This is a genomic window from Streptomyces sp. CA-249302, from assembly GCF_050936785.1.
GTDB lineage: Bacteria > Actinomycetota > Actinomycetes > Streptomycetales > Streptomycetaceae > Streptomyces.
Genome location: NZ_JBNJMG010000001.1, coordinates 8,566,797 through 8,583,758 on the forward strand (window position 1 = coordinate 8,566,797; position 16,962 = coordinate 8,583,758).

Annotated in this window: 16 protein-coding genes; 6 read left to right on the plus strand and 10 right to left on the minus strand. The window is 69.9% G+C overall.

The features are described 5' to 3' along the window. Positions 1–48 precede the first annotated feature (48 nt). Entirely contained in the window at positions 49–984 is a 936-nt protein-coding gene (locus ACQEWB_RS38705; RefSeq protein WP_432839600.1) for an AraC family transcriptional regulator, read from the plus strand. Next, a complete protein-coding gene (locus tag ACQEWB_RS38710) occupies positions 985–1,665 on the plus strand; it encodes a DUF6597 domain-containing transcriptional factor (protein WP_432839602.1) in 681 nt (226 codons plus the stop codon). Here ACQEWB_RS38710 and ACQEWB_RS38715 read toward each other — a convergent pair. The 3 genes from ACQEWB_RS38715 to ACQEWB_RS38725 all read right to left on the minus strand — a co-directional run bounded on the left by ACQEWB_RS38715 (position 1,654) and on the right by ACQEWB_RS38725 (position 3,841). Next, complete coding sequence (locus ACQEWB_RS38715; protein ID WP_432839604.1) at positions 1,654–2,049, minus strand: VOC family protein; 396 nt, start codon at positions 2,047–2,049, stop codon at positions 1,654–1,656. The two genes, ACQEWB_RS38710 and ACQEWB_RS38715, sit on opposite strands and share 12 nt — an antisense overlap. A 71-nt stretch (positions 2,050–2,120) precedes the next feature. Further along, the gene (locus tag ACQEWB_RS38720; protein WP_432839606.1) at positions 2,121–2,753 is read right to left on the minus strand and encodes a VOC family protein; all 633 of its coding nucleotides are present in this window, start codon (positions 2,751–2,753) and stop codon (positions 2,121–2,123) included. A 65-nt stretch (positions 2,754–2,818) separates the two neighbouring features. After that, entirely contained in the window at positions 2,819–3,841 is a 1,023-nt protein-coding gene (locus tag ACQEWB_RS38725; RefSeq protein WP_432839608.1) for a DUF5954 family protein, read from the minus strand. Positions 3,842–3,959: 118 nt separating this feature from the next. On the opposite strand from ACQEWB_RS38725, the gene ACQEWB_RS38730 reads away from it, so the two are divergent. Further along, on the plus strand, positions 3,960–4,628 hold the full coding sequence (locus ACQEWB_RS38730) for a ThuA domain-containing protein (RefSeq protein WP_432839610.1): 669 nt from the start codon (positions 3,960–3,962) through the stop codon (positions 4,626–4,628). Here the strand turns inward: ACQEWB_RS38730 and ACQEWB_RS38735 are convergent. The 7 genes from ACQEWB_RS38735 to ACQEWB_RS38765 all read right to left on the minus strand — a co-directional run bounded on the left by ACQEWB_RS38735 (position 4,625) and on the right by ACQEWB_RS38765 (position 13,181). Continuing rightward, on the minus strand, positions 4,625–5,668 hold the full coding sequence (locus tag ACQEWB_RS38735; protein WP_432839612.1) for a LacI family DNA-binding transcriptional regulator: 1,044 nt from the start codon (positions 5,666–5,668) through the stop codon (positions 4,625–4,627). The two genes, ACQEWB_RS38730 and ACQEWB_RS38735, sit on opposite strands and share 4 nt — an antisense overlap. Before the next feature lie 162 nt (positions 5,669–5,830). Then, positions 5,831–7,468 (minus strand): family 43 glycosylhydrolase, encoded by a 1,638-nt coding sequence (locus ACQEWB_RS38740; protein ID WP_432839614.1) that lies wholly within the window; start codon positions 7,466–7,468, stop codon positions 5,831–5,833. A gap of 22 nt (positions 7,469–7,490) precedes the next feature. Beyond that, positions 7,491–8,396, minus strand: coding sequence for a carbohydrate ABC transporter permease (locus tag ACQEWB_RS38745; protein ID WP_432839616.1), 906 nt, complete (start codon positions 8,394–8,396; stop codon positions 7,491–7,493). Further along, positions 8,396–9,280: a carbohydrate ABC transporter permease gene (locus ACQEWB_RS38750; RefSeq protein ID WP_432839618.1), complete on the minus strand. Its 885-nt coding sequence runs from the start codon at positions 9,278–9,280 to the stop codon at positions 8,396–8,398. Before ACQEWB_RS38750 ends, ACQEWB_RS38745 begins: the two co-directional genes overlap by 1 nt. Positions 9,281–9,299: 19 nt before the next feature. After that, positions 9,300–10,637: an ABC transporter substrate-binding protein gene (locus ACQEWB_RS38755; RefSeq protein ID WP_432839620.1), complete on the minus strand. Its 1,338-nt coding sequence runs from the start codon at positions 10,635–10,637 to the stop codon at positions 9,300–9,302. Positions 10,638–10,941: 304 nt separating this feature from the next. After that, on the minus strand, positions 10,942–12,024 hold the full coding sequence (locus ACQEWB_RS38760) for a LacI family DNA-binding transcriptional regulator (RefSeq protein WP_432839622.1): 1,083 nt from the start codon (positions 12,022–12,024) through the stop codon (positions 10,942–10,944). Between the two features lie 179 nt (positions 12,025–12,203). Then, complete coding sequence (locus ACQEWB_RS38765; RefSeq protein WP_432839624.1) at positions 12,204–13,181, minus strand: hydroxyacid dehydrogenase; 978 nt, start codon at positions 13,179–13,181, stop codon at positions 12,204–12,206. A gap of 587 nt (positions 13,182–13,768) precedes the next feature. Between ACQEWB_RS38765 and ACQEWB_RS38770 the strand changes: the two genes are divergently transcribed. From ACQEWB_RS38770 to ACQEWB_RS38780, 3 genes are read left to right on the plus strand one after another with little or no spacing between them, the layout of a single operon-like run. After that, on the plus strand, positions 13,769–15,118 hold the full coding sequence (locus tag ACQEWB_RS38770) for an ABC transporter substrate-binding protein (RefSeq protein WP_432839626.1): 1,350 nt from the start codon (positions 13,769–13,771) through the stop codon (positions 15,116–15,118). After that, the gene (locus tag ACQEWB_RS38775; RefSeq protein WP_432839628.1) at positions 15,115–16,107 is read left to right on the plus strand and encodes a carbohydrate ABC transporter permease; all 993 of its coding nucleotides are present in this window, start codon (positions 15,115–15,117) and stop codon (positions 16,105–16,107) included. Before ACQEWB_RS38770 ends, ACQEWB_RS38775 begins: the two co-directional genes overlap by 4 nt. Continuing rightward, positions 16,104–16,961, plus strand: a complete 858-nt coding sequence (locus ACQEWB_RS38780) for a carbohydrate ABC transporter permease (protein ID WP_432839630.1) — start codon at positions 16,104–16,106, stop codon at positions 16,959–16,961. The genes ACQEWB_RS38775 and ACQEWB_RS38780 overlap by 4 nt, the downstream gene beginning before the upstream one ends. Position 16,962 lies beyond the last annotated feature (1 nt).

Genomic DNA, 16,962 nt, shown 5'->3' on the forward strand with positions numbered 1-16,962 from the left:
CCATCGCTGAACGGCTCATTCCCATACGCCCCCGTCTACGCTGGTCGCATGGACGCCCTTGCAGGCCTTCTGGAGGGCCCACGCGCGCGTGGCGCCTTCATGATCCGTGCGTGCTTCGACCCGCCCTGGGCGGTACGCATCGAGGACCGCGCCCCGCTCACGGTGATGCTCATGGTGCGCGGCGACACCTGGATCACGCCGGAGACCGGAGAGCCGGTGCTGCTGCGGGCCGGCGACCTGGCGATCGCCCGCGGCCCGGACCCGTACACCTGCGGCGACGACCCCGACACGGCCCCGCAGGCACTGATCCTGCCGGGCGCCCAGTGCTTCCACCCCGACGGCCGGTCCCTCAAGGGCTCCATGGACCTGGGCGTACGCACCTGGGGCGACAGCCTCGGCGGCTCGACCGTGATGCTGATCGGCACGTACCTCATGCAGGGCGAGATCAGCGGACGGCTCCTGGACGCGCTGCCGCCCCTGCTGACGCTCACCGCCGACGTGTGGGAGTGCCCGCTCACCCCGCTGCTCATGGAGGAGGTCGTCCGCGACGAGCCCGGCCAGGAGGTCGTCCTGGACCGGCTCCTCGACCTGCTGGTCATCGCGGCGCTCAGGGCCTGGTTCTCCCGCCCGGAGGCGGAGCCGCCCGCGTGGTACCGAGCCATGGCGGACCCGGTGGTCGGGCGGGTGCTGCGGCTCGTTCAGGATGATCCGGCACACCCTTGGACGGTCGCCTCGCTGGCGGCGAAGGCGGGGGTGTCCCGGGCGGCTTTGGCACGGCGGTTCAGTGACCTGGTGGGGGAGCCGGTGATGACGTATCTGACGGGGTGGCGGCTGGCCCTGGCCGCGGATCGTCTGCGGGACTCCGACGCCACGTTGGACGCGATTGCCCGGCAGGTGGGGTACGGGAGCGCGTTCGCCCTGTCCAGTGCGTTCAAGAGGGTTTACGGCGTCAGTCCGCAGGAGCACCGGGTGCGGGTGGGCTAGATGTACCGGGAAAGGCCGTCCCGGTTGAGCGGTGCGGTCGTGTGGCGGAACGCGCCGTCCGCGGGTGGCGTCGGGCGCGTGCTGCCCGACGGGTGCATGGACCTGTTGTGGAACGACGGGCGGCTGCTCGTCGCCGGACCCGACACCCGTGCGTACGTCACCCAGGGCTCGGGCGATGTCTGGGTCGGCGTCCGCTTCTACCCCGGCACCGCGCCCGCACTGCTCGGCGTGCCCGCGCACGAGTTGCGTGACCGGCGGGTCGAACTCGACGATCTGTGGCCGGCCGACGACGTACGTCGGCTCACCGCGCGCATGAACGCCGCCGGTGATCCCGAACGCGCCCTCGAAGAGCTGGCGTTGAGGCTGGCGGCGGACAGCGATCCACCCGATGCGTTGCTACGGCACCTCGTGGCGGCCCTCGACTCAGGGCGCCCGGTCGGTGCCACCGCCGACGAACTCGGCCTCGGCGCCCGCCAGTTGCACCGCCGTTCCCTGGCCGCCTTCGGCTACGGCCCCAAGACGCTGGCCCGGGTGCTGCGGCTCCAGCGGGCGTTGGGGCTGGCCCGGGACGGGGTGCCGTACGCGGAGACCGCGGTCCGGGCCGGGTTCGCCGACCAGGCCCATCTGGCGCGGGACGTCAAGGAGTTGGCGGGGGTGCCGCTCGGGCGGCTACTCGGGTAGCTGTGCGAACAGGTCGACGCCGTTGCCGTCCGGGTCGTGCACCACCGCGTACCGCATGCCCCAGAAGGCGTCCCACGGCTTGAGCTCGCCGTGGTGACCCGCGCCCACGAGATCCTCGTACACGGAATCGACCTCGGCGGGCGACGCGCACCTGAAGGCGAGCGCGATCCTGCCGCCGCCCGTCGGCGGACGCCACCCGGCGTGGAAGGAGCGGATGGTCTCCTCGGTGTCGAGGGCCAGGGTCAGCCCGCCGGGCAGTTCGGCCTCGACGTGCGGCTGCTCCTCGGCGCCCTCGGGGAAGACGAGGCCGAGGCGGCGGTAGAAGGCGAGCGAGGCAGCCAGGTCGGAGGCGACCAGGCCGATCACGGCGAATCGTGGAGTCATACGGTCACCGTAGGCAGGGGGGCCGCGGGCGGTCTTGAAGGAATCGGACAGGGGGCGGGACAGGCTTGTGCTCAGCCGAAAGTGACCGGTCCGCGCGGGGTCCGCACCGTGAACGTGAGCGCCACCGGGCCCTCGGACAGGGCGAGTTCGGCGTCCACCGCGGCCAGCAGCGGGCGGATCTCCTCGGGTTCGGGGGCGCTCGCCGACAGCTCCAGCAGCGGGGTGACCGGCAGGCCCGAGGCGGTCGGGTGGACGGACGAGCCCCAGTCGATCAGGAACGGGACCAGGCCGGAGGGGTGCTGGGTGTCGCCGTCGGTCAGCCGCCACTCCAGCAGGGTGCCATCGGGGCGGCGACGGCTCATCGGGCGTACGTCGCCCGGGTCGTAACCCCGGGACCGGGCCGTGGCGACCGCCGTGTCGAGGTCGGGTGGGCTGATCGCCCAGGTCACCGCGCGGGCGACGGCCAGCTCGTCGACCGCGAACGGGCGCGGGCCGACCGGATCCGACTGCTCCGGGTCCGGTCCGATGATCTCCAGATAGCTGGAACCACCCAGCGACACAAGGCAGTTGCGGGTACCGAGCCCGACATGGGCGCCGCCGGGCGCGGGCGCCACACCGGTGCGCCGGGTGAAGTCGGCGACCGTCGCCGCCAGATCCGGCGTTGCGAGGACGAGGTGGTCCAGATGTGCGGGAATGGCGTTCATCCCGGCCGAGGCTACGCGGCGCCGCCACCCCGATGGAACACCTGTGCGGGTGAAATGCCCGGGTGTCAGTCGTCGCGGGTGAGGTTCCCGTCCTCGTCCATCGTCGGGTGCATCTTCATCGGCCCGTACGTGTCGACGTCCGAAGCGCGCGGGGACTCCGGCCCCTCGGGCCCCATCCGCAGCATCCGCTCCACCCGGCAGACCCGGAACAGCCGGTCGTCGACGCGGAACTCGTCGGCGCGCCCGAGCGCCCGGAACTCCTCGGCCGCCTTCGCGTACCGGGCCTTCGTGGCGTCGTCGAGCCGGTACAGCAGCGCCCACATCTCGGCCAGACCGTCGTAGAGCAGCCGCCGGGCGTCGTGCGGGGTGTTCATCAGGGCGCCGCACGGCCGCCAGCCCTCGCCCTCACCACGCTCGACGACACCGAAACCGGTGGGCAGCAGCACCAGCCCGGGATGCGTGCCGACCGCCCGCTCGGAGTCCGCGCGCACGTCCGCCGGGAAGCGCGAGCCGGCGTACGCGAAGTCCTGCAGGCCCAGCTTCAGCGCGCCCGCCGCCGGACCGTCCGCGCGCCCCGGATCGAGCACGAACCCGGGATCCCGGGACTTGGTGTCCCGCGTCCCGCGCCCCCACGCCCGCTCGACCGGCTCCGGATCGGTGGGCCGGGGCGGCTCAAGACCGTCCGCCCCGCCCCGCGCGAACTCGTCCCCGCGCACGACCCGGTAGCGCACCCCGCACGCCGCCACCTCGTCCACCGCCTCGCGCGTCAACACCTCGACGGCGGCGATCAGTTCACGCCGTACGGCCCGGTCCTCCGTGTCGTCCTTCGCGGTGAAGAACAGGTACGACTGGAGACTGTCCCGGGACATCTGCGGCATCCCGTCCGTCACCGGCTTCAGCAGCCGCCACTCCGGCCCGGCCCCCGGATCCTGTACGGCGACCCCGAACACCGGCCCGCGCAGCGCGAAGTCGGGATACCGCAGCGCCCCCTCCATCGCGTCGGCCTCCCGCACCCAGGCGGTGGGGTCGTCCCGGTGCACCAACTCCTCGTGGAGCGCGTCGATCTGTTGCCGCCAGTCATCTTCCATGCACGCATTGTGGCGGCCGAGGGTGTGGGGAGGGACCGAACCGGCCCAACAAAAGGTGTTGTTGAGTGGTGCGCGGGCCCCGCCGAGCGCCCCTCCCTCCCGGCATAGGCTGGCGCCCATGTCCCCCCGACTCCTGGTCCACACCCGCACCACCGCCTACCGCCACGACTCCATCCCGGCCGCGGTCGCCGCCGTCCGCACCCTCCCGGGCTCCTTCGACGTCGACCACACCGAGGACCCGGCCGCCCTCGAAGCACCCCTCGACGCCTACGCCGCCGTCCTCTTCCTCTCCACCAGCGGCGAGGTCCTCACCCCCGCGGGCCGGCAGCGGCTCGCCGGGTACGTCGAGGCGGGCGGCGGCTTCGTCGGCGTACACGCGGCGGCCTGCACGGAGTACGAATGGCCCTACTACGGCGAGCTGTTGGGCGCCCGCTTCGACCGCCACCCCGCGTACCAGCCCGGCAAGGTGATCATCGAGGACCACACCCACCCGGCCACCCACCACCTGCCCGCCGTCTGGCACTTCACCGACGAGTGGTACGACTTCCGCACCAACCCCCGTGGTTCGGTACGGGTGTTGGCCTCGGCCGACGAGACCTCCTACGACGGCGGCGGCATGGGTGACGACCACCCCCTGGTGTGGTGCCGCGAACAGGGCGTGGGCCGTGTCTTCTACACGGCCCTCGGCCACGCCGACGAGGCCTACGCGGACCCGGACTTCCTGGCCCATCTGCTGGGCGGGATCAACTGGGCGGCGGGGCTCGCCCCCACCGAACCGGACGTCTAGCCGCGCGGGCGGTCGGTGCTCGCGCGTTCCACCAGGCGGGTCGAGAGTTCCGTGCGGGTGCTTTCCGGGCGGTCGCCGTCCATCATGCGGACCAGGAGGTGGAGGGCCGTCGCCGCCATCTCCGAGAGGGGCTGGCGGACCGTGGTGAGGGCCGGGGTGATCCAGCGGGACTCCGGGAGGTCGTCGAAGCCGACGACGCTGATGTCGTGGGGGATTCGTAGACCTCGCTCGGCGAGTGCCTCGTACACCCCCAGCGTCATGTGGTCCGAGCAGACGAACACCGCCGTCGGCGGCTCGCGCAGGTCGAGCAGGTCCAGCATGCGGCGGTGGGCCACGGACTCGTCGAAACCGGCGTGCCGGACGTATTCGGGGCGATGGCGGACGCCCGCCGACGCGAGCGCCGAGCGGTAGCCGGCCACCCGGGCGCTGCTGCACATCTTGCGCTGATGGCCGGCGATGACCGCTATCCGCTCGTGGCCGAGGGCGAGCAGGTGCTCGGTCGCCGTCACCCCGCCCTGCCAGTTCGCCGCGCCCACCGACACCACGCCCTGCGGCGGCTCCAGGACCGGGTCGATCAGGACGTACGGGATGCGGTGCTGGTCCAGCCAGCCGTACTGGGACGGCGTCAGCTCGGCCAGGTTGAACAGCACCCCGGACGAGCCCCGCGCGATCAGCTTGTCCAGCCAGCCCCGCTCCGGCCGCGCACCCCGGGTCCGGTTCAGCCCGGCCGACACCACGACCTCCAGGCCCGCGTCGTGCGCCGCCGCCTCCACCCCGTGCAGCACCGCCCCCGACCAGGAGCTGTCCAGCGAGTGGACGACCAGGTCCACCAGGCCGGGCACCTTCGCCGCGTCGAACCGGGGTCTGCGGACGTAGCCGAGCCGGTCCAGCGCCTCGGTGACCCGGCGCCGCGTCTCCGGCGCCACGTCCTCCCGGCCGTTGACCACCTTGGACGCGGTCGGCACGGACACCCCGGCCTCACGGGCCACCACGGCCAGCGTCGGACCGGCGGCCACGCTCGCACTCGCGGTACGAACCATCAGAACCACCCCTCCGGCCCGCCCGAGGGCCGTCGAAAGTTTCGACCAGCACGGAAACAGTAAGCGCTTCCTACCCTAGGTTCACCGCAGGGCGCCGGGAAGAGGTCGGACTTCGCAGGCTCGTTCGGCCCGGAGCTTTCGAAACTTCGAACGTGGGCGCCGCTAACGGCAGATGAGCCGGAACCCCGTGAAGTCGGCGTGGAATCCGGCGTCCACCAGGTCCACGGCATGGATGCCGGCCATCGCCCCCGTGAAGCGCAGCCTGGACCCGTGATCGTCGGAGAGCCGGGCGAAGTCGAGGGGCGGGCCGATGGGCGTGCGCACCCCGTCCCGCAGGTACCAGAACCGAGCCTCGGCGCCGTCGACCGTCGCGCCCAGGGTGAGCGGGACGTCGGTGCCGACCTCGACGAGCGCCGCCTGCCGGGTGCCGTCCTCGTCGCGTTCCGTCAGCGCGAGCACGGTGCGTCCACCGCCCCGCCACTGCTGGCCGTGCTGCCCCTCACCGGCCGGCTCCGCCCAGGTCACGTCGAGGCTCAGATACGCCTCGGTGTTGTACCAGAGGACCAGTCCGGCGGCCTGGGTGAAGGTGCGGGGCCCGGCCTCGACGGTGACCTCCGCCTCGGCACGGTGCTCGGTGATCCGCTGGGCCAGGAGGCTGTGCGCCCACCGGGACTCGGGACCGTGCCGGCCGCGCAGCCGGATCCAGCCGGGGCGGGCGCCGGTGTCGGCCCAGGACGGGTCGGGGGCCGAACGCAGGGTGCTCCATGGCCAGCTCAACGGCTGCGGGGGAGTGGGGGGTTGGGCATCTGCTTGCTTGGGTGGTGTGGGCGATGTCGGCGGTGTCGTGGGTGTCGTCGGTGTCATCGGAGTTGTCGGTACGTCGACCTCGACCGCCGGATGATGGCCGCCGTGCGCCAGTCTGGGCCAGCCGTCCGGTTCCCAGGTGACCTTCTGGATCGCGGTCTCCCGGCCGAGTGTGCAGCGCGGGCCTGCCGGGGTGTGCAGCGGGCGGGCGGTGAGGTGGCTCAACACCCAGTCACCGGAAGGGGTTTGGACCAGCTCGGCGTGTCCGGCCTTCTGCAGGGGCTGCGACGGATCGTCCCGTGAGGTGAGCAGCGGGCGGTCGTCGAGTTCGTACGGGCCGGTGAGCGCACGGCTGCGGGCGACCCGTACGCCGTGCTCGAAACCGGTGCCGCCCTCCGCGAGGACCAGGTAGAACATGCCGTCCTTGGCCAGCAACTTCGGCCCCTCGATGAGCCGTTCGTGCTGGAGGAGGAGGTGGGTGTCACCACCGGGGGCGAGGGTCCCGCGGTCCAGTTCGGTCAGGACGATGCCCGCGAAACGGTCGCCGTCCGGACGGTGGTCGTTCTGTAAATTGAGCAGCCACAGTCGGCCTTCGTGGTGGAAGAGGGCGGGGTCGAAGCCGTGGCTCGCGACCCGCCGCGGTGCCGTCCACCCGCCGCTCACGTCGGTCGCCGTACTGACGTACACGTCCGTGTCGAAGTACGGCGTCCCGACCGACCGTACGACCGCGTACACCACCCAGAACCGCTCGCCGTCCCAGCTCAGCGACGGCGCCCAGATGCCGCCCGAGTCGGGCACCCCGGCCAGCGAGCCGCCCGGGGCGGCGCCGCGGACGTGGCCCGCGTACTCCCAGTGCGCCAGGTCCCGGGAGCGGTGGATCGGGATGGTCGGGAACCACTCGAAGGAACTCGTCGCCACGTGGTACCAGTCGCCGACCCGGACCAGCGAGGGGTCGGGGGCGAAGCCGCGGATGACGGGGTTGTGCAGCAGCGTCACGCCAAGTCTCTTTCCGGATAGGTCACTTGAGGGCTCCGAGCGTGACGCCGGTGCGCCAGTAGCGGCGCATCGCGACCATCATGATCGCCATCGGGACGATGGAGAGGAGGGCGCCGGTCAGCACGAGCCCGGTCAGGTCGATGCCGGACTCCATGCGGGTACCGGCCCAGTTGTACAGGCCGATGTTCAGGGTCCAGTTCTCCTTGCCGCGCAGCACGGTCAGCGGGAGGAAGAAGGCGTTCCAGGTGTTGACGAAGGCGAGCAGGAAGACGGTCGCGCCGCCCGTCGTCATCATCCGCAGCACGATGCTGAAGAAGATGCGCAGTTCGCCCGCGCCGTCGATGCGGGCCGCCTCCAGGAGCTCGTACGGGATCGTCGCCTCGGTGTAGACCTTGGCCAGATAGACGCTGAACGGGTTGATCAGGCACGGGATCAGCATCGCCCAGGGGGTGTCGACCAGGCCGATCTCCGAGAACAGCAGATACAGGGGGAGGGTGAGCAGGGCGATCGGGATCAGGAAGGAGCCCACGACGCAGGCGAAGACGAGGTTGCGGCCCGGGAAGGAGAAGCGGGCCAGGCCGTATCCGGTGGCGAGGGCGAGCAGGGTGCCGCCGAGCGAGCCGACGCCCGCGTACAGCAGCGAGTTGGCCGTCCAGCGCAGGAAGATGTGGTCCTGGTAGGTGAACACCTCGCGCAGGTTGTCCCACAGGTGCCAGCCGGAGAACCAGAGGCCGTTCGACTGGTAGAGCCCGGTGCGGTCCTTGGTCGAGGCGACCATCAGCCACCACACCGGGAACAGGCTGTACATGCTCGCCAGGATCAGGCCGACCAGCAGGAAACGCTGGCCGCCGCGGGAGCGGGACGCCGGATCCGGCCTGGTGAGACGGTGGACCTGGCCCGTCCGGGCCCGTTCCTCGGTGAGAGTCATCAGTCGGCCTCCCTCGAAGTCAGCCGGTAGAAGAGGAAGGAGGCGACGCCGAGGATCAGCGCGAGGAGTACCGAAAGGGCCGCCGCGTAGTGGTAGTTGCCGGCGTTGAAGGCCTGGTTGTAGATGATCATGATGGGCGTGAAGCTGTCGCTGACCGTCTGCGGAGTGATGTTCCGGAACAGCGCGGGCTCGTTGAAGATCTGGAGCATCTGGATGATCGACAGCATGCCGGTGAGGACCAACGCACCGCGCACATAAGGAATTTTGATGCTGAGCGCGATCCGCCGCTCCGATGCCCCGTCCAGCCGCGCGGCCTCGAACAGCTCGCGCGGGACGCCCTGGAGCGCCGAGTAGATGATCACCATGTTGTAGCCGACCCCGTGCCAGGTGAGCAGATTGCCGATGGACGGCCACACCATGGACGGCGCGAAGAAGTTCCAGTCGAAGCCGAAGACCTTGCCGAGCGGGGTCAACGGGCCGACGTCCGGGCTGTACAGGTTGATCCACACCAGCGCGGCGACCACGCCGGGGATCATGTACGGCACCAGGAGAAGGATGCGGAACCGCCCCGCGACCTTCGAGGCGAGCGTGTCCAGGAACAGCGCGAGCGCGAGGCTGATCAGCAGCATCACCGGGATCTGCACGCAGGCGAACAGCACCACCCGGAGCACCGAGCCCATGAACGCCGAGTCGGTCAGGCCCTGTTGGTAGTTGTCCAGCCCCGAGAACTTCTCCGTCGAGCCGCCGAGCCCGAGCCCGGACTGCCGCTCACGGTAGAGGGACTGGTAGACCGCGTACCCGATCGGAAGCAGGTACAGGAAGACGAAGCCGAGCTGGAAGGGCACCGTGAAGGCGGCGCCCTTCCAGCGCAGGGAGCGGGTCATCGGTTCTGGTCCCCGGCCTCTAGCCCTCGACGCTGATGCCGCGGGACTTCAGGTCCTTGACCGTCCACTCCTGCATGTGCGCCAGCAGGTCGGTCACCTTCTCCTGCTTGTTGACGACCTTGGCCCAACCGGCCTGCATCTCCGTGAACATGGCGGTCCAGTCCGGGCCGAAGGTCCAGTCCGTGGTGATGGTGCCCAGGCTGTCGGTGACGGTCTTCTGGGCCGGCCCGTAGTTCTTGCCGAGCAGCTTCTCGGAGATCGCGTCGGTGACGTAGGAGCCGCTGTCCTTGAGGGCCGGCATCACACCGTTGCCGGTGGTCGGGCTCGCCATCGTCTTGACCGCACCGGTGTCGGTGGACATCCAGAGGGCGGCCGCCGCGGCCTGCTGCGTGTACTTGCACTGCTTCGTCACGAGCGTCACGCTGCCCGTCAGGTTGGTGCCGGCCGGCGTCTTCGCCGCCTCGCCCTGGAACGTCGGCCAGGGCGAAAGCGCCCATTTACCGAAGGACTTGGTGAAGTTCTGCACCATGCCGGCCATCTGCCAGGTGGAGATCTGCCGGGTCGCGGTGGAGCCGTTGTCGTAGTTGCGCTGCACGGCCGCGTAGTCGGCGAACGACAGCTTGGAGTTGAGGTCGTTGTCGATGATCTGCTGGATCACCTTCGCGGCCTTCAGGGTGCCCGCGTCCTGGAAGTCCACCTTCCAGGAGTTGCCGTCGATCGCGTACCAGTGCGCGCCGGCCTGCATGGCGAGCACCTCCAGGGTGCTGGGGTCCTCACCGGCATAGTTGGTGATCTTGATGCCGTGCTTCTTCAGCGTCTTGCCGGCGGCTATGAACTCGTCCCAGGTGGTGGGGGGTTCGATGCCGTACTTGGTGAAGATGTCGGTGCGGTAGATCGTGAAGTTGGGGGCCGAGCTGGTGGGGACGCCGTAGCTCTTGCCCTGCACCTGCGCGCTCGCCCACGAACCCGCGTTGAACCTGTCCTTGCTCGCGTCGACGTACTGGCTGATGTCGGCGAGCGCGCCCTGCGAGACCCAACTCGTCACGTACTCCGCGGTGTTCTGCACCAGGCAGGGCGCGTTCCCCGCCTTGACCGCGTTGGTCAGCTGCTTCTGCATGGTCAACTGGTCGGTGACCTTGGTGTACTTGAGCTTGACGTCCTTGTGCGAGGCGTTGAACGCCTTGACGACCGCCTCCTGGCCGTTGGCCCAGCCCCAGAAGGGGAGGGTGACCGGGCCGGACGACTTGGCGCCGTCTCCCGAGTCCGACGACCCACCGCAGGCGGTGAGCAGACCCGTCAGCGCGAGACCGGCGACGGCGGCTTGGGCGAACCTTCTCCGGGGGCTGGTGAAGTTCATCAGACCGTGTTCCTTCGGGGATCGGGGGCTCTCAGAACGGGAGGACGACGGCGGCTCGGGGCGCAGGCCGGAAACGGCGGCCGGACGACCGGTCGGCACGCGGTTGCGGAGAACCGGCCAAGCGGAAGGTGTAGTAAGCGGTTGCCGTGAAGGTAGGCGGTTCTGTCCGGCTTGGGCAAGGGGTGTGCCGGAAATAATTACGTCACGCGTGGAAATGCGCTGGTGAGGGGGAGAAAACGGTTACGAAACCAGCGCAGGACGAGGGGAGTGTGAGGATACGGGTCGCAGCTGGTGCCGGATGCGGTCAATGCCTCGGTGGCGGCTGTACCGAGTTGCGTACGACCACATGGGTGCCCAGGATCAGATGGTCGCCGTCGGCGCCCTTGCGGCGGCTCGCGCCGCCCTCACGGCGGTCCGCCACCGCGCGCAGGGCGACCCGGCCCATCTCCTCGTACGGCACGTGCACGGTGGTCAGCTGGGGCGTGAGCTGGGAAGCGAGCGGGATGTCGTCGTAGCCGACGATGGACACGTCGTCGGGCACGCGCAGACCCGCGGCCCGCAGCGCCTGCATCGCGCCGGCCGCCACGACGTCCGTGCCGGCGAGGACGGCCGTGAAGTCCGGCGTCTCGTGCAGGGCCGTCTCCACGGCCGCGTAACCGTGCTCGTCGTCGTACGGCCCGTGCCGCACCAGCCCCGGATCGAACTCCACCCCGTATGCCTCGAACGCCCGCTGCGCACCTCGCAACCTGCCCTGCGCGGTGGTGAGTTCGGCGGGTCCGGGCAGCACCAGGACCCTGCGGTGGCCGGCCGACAGGAGGTGGCTGGCCATGGCGTACGCGCCGCCCTCGTTGTCGTAGTCGACGGTCGTGGCCGGGACGTCGCCCTCCAGCGGAGGCCGCCCGACCAGCACGAGGTGGGAGCCCGCGGCGTCGAGGGATCGGGCGAAGCGGGCCATACGGAGCTGGTACTCGTCGTAGTCGTAGGCGCCGCCGAGGAGGACGACCGCCGCCACGCCCTGCTGGCGCATGAGGTTCACCAGAGCCAGCTCGCGCTCGGGGTCGTCGCCGGTCGTGCCGACCAGTGACAGCCAGCCGCGCAGCGTCGCGGCACCCTCCACACCCTTCGCGACGTGGGCGAACGCCGCGCCGGTGATGTTGTTGATGAGGATCGCGACTGTGGGCGTACCGCCGCCGGCCAGGGAACGGGCGTGGGCGTTGGTGACGTAGTCCAGGTCCCGGACCACCTTCATCACCCGCCGGCGCAGATCCTCCGACACCGGGTAGTTGCCGGAGAGGACGCGGGAGACGCTCGCGACGGAGACGCCCGCGCGCTCCGCGACGTCGCGGATGGTGGCGCGGGTGGGGTCGCCGGTCTTGCGCTGACTCACCGGGGCTCCTCGGGGTGGGGTGGGGGAACCGTATCCCAGATTGTTTTCCGCAGGTGCGGGGTGTGGACAAGGGAGGCGGGCCGCAGTGCTGTGCTGCGGTGCCGTGCTGAGTTTCTGGCTCCTTCGCCTCCGGGGGCGCGCCGGTGGCCTTGGGACAGTGGGGTTGGTGGGCCCTTGCCCTACGCCACATGGGCCATGTCCGCGTGCCGTACCTCGTGGAGTAGGGGGAGATCCGACGTCAGTCGGTCCAGTTCGTCGGCGACTATGTGGCCCAAGCGCTCCAGTTCGGTGCCCAGGGAGCCTGCGATGTGGGGGGTCAGGAACACGTTGGGGAGGCGGTAGAGAGGGGAACCTGGGGGGAGGGGCTCGGGTTCCGTCACGTCCAGGATCGCGTGCAGGCGGCCTGCGACCAGTTCGTCCGTGAGTGCTTCCGGGTCGATCAGGGCGCCCCGGGAGGTGTTGATCAGGACGGCTCCGTCCTGGATGAGGGCCAGGCGGGGGGCGTCGAGCATGCGGTAGGTCTCGGGGATGTCGGGGGCGTGCAGGGTCACGATGTCGCTGTGTCCCAACAGGTCCTCCAGGGGGAGGAGTTCGGCGCCCAGGGCCGCCGCCTCGGTGGGAGTCACGTAGGGGTCGTGCAGCAGGACCGTGAAGTCGAAGGGGCGGAGCAGGTCGAGCAGCCTGCGGCCCACTCGGGAGGCGCCGATCACGCCGATACGGCGGCCCATGTTGCCCGTGGCCGCGGTCTCGGCGGGGGTCGGGTAGGCGTGCGTGACGCGGAAGCGTTCCCGGTGGGTGAAGGCGTCCTTGCCGGTGAGCAGGATCATCGCGAGCGTGTACTCGGCGACCGGCAGGGCGTTTCCGGTCACCGCGCTGGAGACTCTGACGCCGTGCTCCCACAGGGCCTCGCCGACCAGCGCCCGGACCGAACCGGCGGCGTGCAGGACGGTGCGGAGGCGGGGGGCCGCCGCCAGGACGTCGGCGTCCAGGCGTGGGCAGCCCCAGCCGGTGATCAGTACATCGGCGGTGGCCAGGGCCTCGGCGGCGGCCGGCTCGGTGAAGTCCCGTACCACCAGCGCCGGGTCGAGGCCGGCCGCCTGCTTCAGCCGCGCCATCAGGGGTGGCGGGAAGAGGAGGGGGAGGTGCACCGGGTCCATCGCGAATACGGCACGTGGGTGGTCAGGGGCCGGGTGTGGCTGGGCGTGCGGCTGAGGGTGGGGGTGCGGCTGGGGGTGCGGCTGGGGGTGCGGCTGGGGGTGCGGGTGCCGATGGGGGTTGGGCATGGCTCTCCTGGCGCTCGCTGGGTGGAAGGGCGTGGGAGCGGTCTTAGAAACGTTTTCTGAAAGCGCCTTCTACCGTAGATCCGTGTGGAAGTGACGGTCAATCGGTAGGTGGAAGGTGGGGTGGGTGGGGTGTTGGAGGGCTGTGGCAGGGGTTGGGGTCACGCCTGGGTGCCTCGGGGCGAAATCGCTTACTGATGTTTCTGGGGAGGGGTGGGGGTGAGGGCTGACGCGCGCGGCAACCGGTTGCCGTTCTGACCAGCACCGCAGCCACTTGAGCCCCCTCCGCCCGGTCGGCCCACAGTTTTCGAAAGTTCGCCGGGCCCCTTGACGTGCGGTGCTCTCGGACGGAAGCTCCCTGCACCACCGGTAGCAACCGGTTCCCGAAACATTCGCACGCCGCGTCCAGCCACCGCCGCGTGCCTGGTTCCGTCATCCAACTCAGCGAAGAGAGTGGGTAGTTCATGCGCACCCAGGCCGGTGCTCCGTTGAGCCGTCGCCGGTTCCTCGCCCTCTCGGCGGGGGGTGCCGCGGCCGGTGCGGCGTCACTGAGCGGCTGTGCGATGCAGGTGTCGAGCGGGGTGAGCGGCTCCGGCGAGACCGTCACGGTCATGGCCAAGGCCGACGACCTCTCACCGGAGCTCATCAAGCAGGCCCAGAAGGACATCGGGGTAAAGATCAACACGGTGCTGTTCAGCACCAGCAAGCTGATCGCGATGATGACCAACGGCAACCCGCCCGACCTGGTGCGCGGTATCGGTGCCGTGGACGCCCCGTACTTCGCGGCCCGGGGGGTGATGGAGGACCTGGACCCGTACTTCGCGAGCAGTTCGGTGCTCAGGGTGGACGACCTGGATCCGGTGAACGACCTGTGGCGTTACGACGGGCGTACCCAGGGCAAGGGACCGCGGTACGGGATGGCGAAGGACTTCTCCCAGGACTCCATGTTCTGGTACAACACCGCGCTGTTCGACCAGGCGGGCGTCGACTATCCGCCGGAGCTGGAGCCGGTCACGTACGAGGAGTGGCTGGACAGGGCGAAGCGGTTGACCCGGCGCAAGGACGGGCAGACGACCGTCTTCGGCGGCAGCTACAACGGTGTGTCCACGCCCAACCTGCTGGCCAGTCTTACGGTGTCGGCAGGTGGCAGTCTCTTCACCGACGACTTCTCCCGGGTCGACTTCACCAGTCCCGAGGCGCGTAAGGCGCTCGGCTGGTACGTCGACTACTGCCGGACCAAGGTCGGGCCCAGCATCATCCAGCCCGACCCCAACACCTGGGACGGGCCCACCTTCCAGGCGAACCGGCTGGCCATGTCCAACTCGGGGTACTGGCTCGGCGGTCTGATCAACGCCGACAAGAAGCTGGCGCCGTTGTCGCGGCTCGCTCCTGCTCCCTTCTTCGAGGGCGGCGAGCGGGTCAGTCCGTGTCAGGCCGGTACCGGCTTCTGGATACCGAGCAAGTCCCACAACAAGGACGCCGCCTGGCGGGTCTTCGAGTGGTTCTTCGGCGAGGCGCCGGCGAAGGCGCGTGCTTCCGGAGGGTGGGGCATCCCGACGCTCAAGTCGCTGCGGTCGCTGATGCCCTCTCAGAAGGCCTATCAGAAGCGGGTGTTGAAGGTGCAGGAGGCCGAGCTGAAGCACTACTCGGTGATCGCCTTCACGCCGTACGCCTCCGCGGACTCCCTCCTCGGGCTCTTCAACCAGATCGCCCCGGCCGCCATGAACGGCGACATGTCCGTCGACACCCTCGCACGGCGGCTGAACTCGGCCATGAACGAGCAGCTCAAGCGCGGTAAGGAGCAGGTGGGATGACGGTCGATCAGATGACGTCGGTCGCGGATCGGCGGGGCTCCGCTCCGGTGGCCGGGCGGGCGCGGTCCGGGCCTCGGACGTCGATCCTCGCGCGCAGGCATCGGGCGTTCTACATGTTCGCCTCGCCCTGGATCGCCGGGTTCGTGCTGCTGACCGTCGCGCCGATGGCCTACGCGCTGTGGCTGAGCCTCACCACCTTCGACGGGATCTCGCCCAACTGGCACTACGTCGGGCTCGGCAACTACCGCGAGCTGTTCGCCGACTCGCAGACCTGGCAGTCCCTGGGGCGTACAGGCCTGTTCGCGATCACCTCGGTGCCGCTGTCGATCGTCGCCGGGCTCGGGCTCGCCGTGCTGGTCAACCGGCCGATCAAGGCGCGCGGGCTGTTCCGCACCCTGCTCTATCTGCCGGCGGTGGTGCCGCCGGTGGGCGCGGGTATCGCGTTCAAGCAGCTCTTCGACCAGAACTCCGGTGCGGCGAACGGGGTGTTGAACCTCTTCGGCATCGATGCTCTCGGCTGGCTCGCCGATCCCTACGCCCGTTACGTACTGATCATGACGGTGCTCTGGACAGCGGGGAACATCATGATCATCTCGCTGGCCGGGCTCCAGGACATTCCCCGGGAGCTGCTGGAGGCGGCCCGTATCGACGGTGCGAGCGCCTGGCGGAGTTTCCGCAGTATCACCGTGCCGCTGTTGTCGCCGGTGCTGCTCTTCCAGACCGTGACCGGTGTCATCGCCTCGGTGCAGACCATCATGCCGCTGCTGCTGGCGTCCGACCCGACCCCGGCCGGCATCACCGCGCTCCCGCAGTCCAACTACCTCTACATGATGCACGTGTTCGCGGAGTACTTCGCGTTCGGCCGCTACGGCTACGCCTCCGCGCTGCTGTGGGTGCTCTTCGTCCTGATCCTCGTCGCGACCGGACTGATCTTCAGGGCCACGTCCGGCGTGGTGTTCTACAACGTCGACCCGGAGGCGAAGAAGTGACCGCCGTCAGTCCGATCCCGAAGCCCGCGCCCCGGATACGGGTGAACCGCCTCGTCCTGTACACGGTCCTCGTCGTGATCACCGGGCTGTTCCTGGGCCCCTTCGGCTGGCTGGTCCTCTCCGGTCTCAAGAGCCCCGCCGAACTCGCGGCCTCTCCCGTGCACTGGCTGCCCACCCACTTCCAGTGGCACGACTTCGCCGACGCCTTCAACCTCATCGACTTCCTCGGCTACGCCCGCAACTCCCTTGTCATCGCGCTCATTTACGCCACCCTCGTCACCCTGAGCTCCGCCTGGGTCGGCTTCGGCTTCGCCCGCCTCGAAGCCCCGGGCAAGAAGACCCTGTTCGGCATCCTGCTCGGTTCGATGATGCTCCCGCAGATGATCACCCTGCTGCCGACCTACCTGATCTTCGCCAAGCTCGGCATGGTCGACACGTACTGGCCGTGGGTGCTGTGGGGCCTGTCGTCCGCCCCCTATCTGGTCTTCCTCTTCCGGCAGTTCTTCGCCGGCCTGCCGCGCGAGCTGGAGGAGGCGGCGATCGTCGACGGCTGCGGCTACGCCGGGATCTTCTGGCGGATCTTCCTCCCGCAGTCCTGGCCGGTCCTCTCCGCGAGCTTCGTGATCGCCTTCACCTGGACCTGGGGCGACTACATCGCCCCACAGCTGCTGCTCTCCACCGACCGCACCACCCTCGCCGTCGCGGTGATGTCGACGTACGTCACCTCGGCGGGCACGCCGGTCACCAATCTGCAGGCCGCCGCCTCGGTCATGTACGTCGTCCCGATCCTCCTCATCTTCCTCGTCGCCCAGCGCGGCTTCGTCGCCGGCATGTCGACGTCCGGCCTCAAGTAGT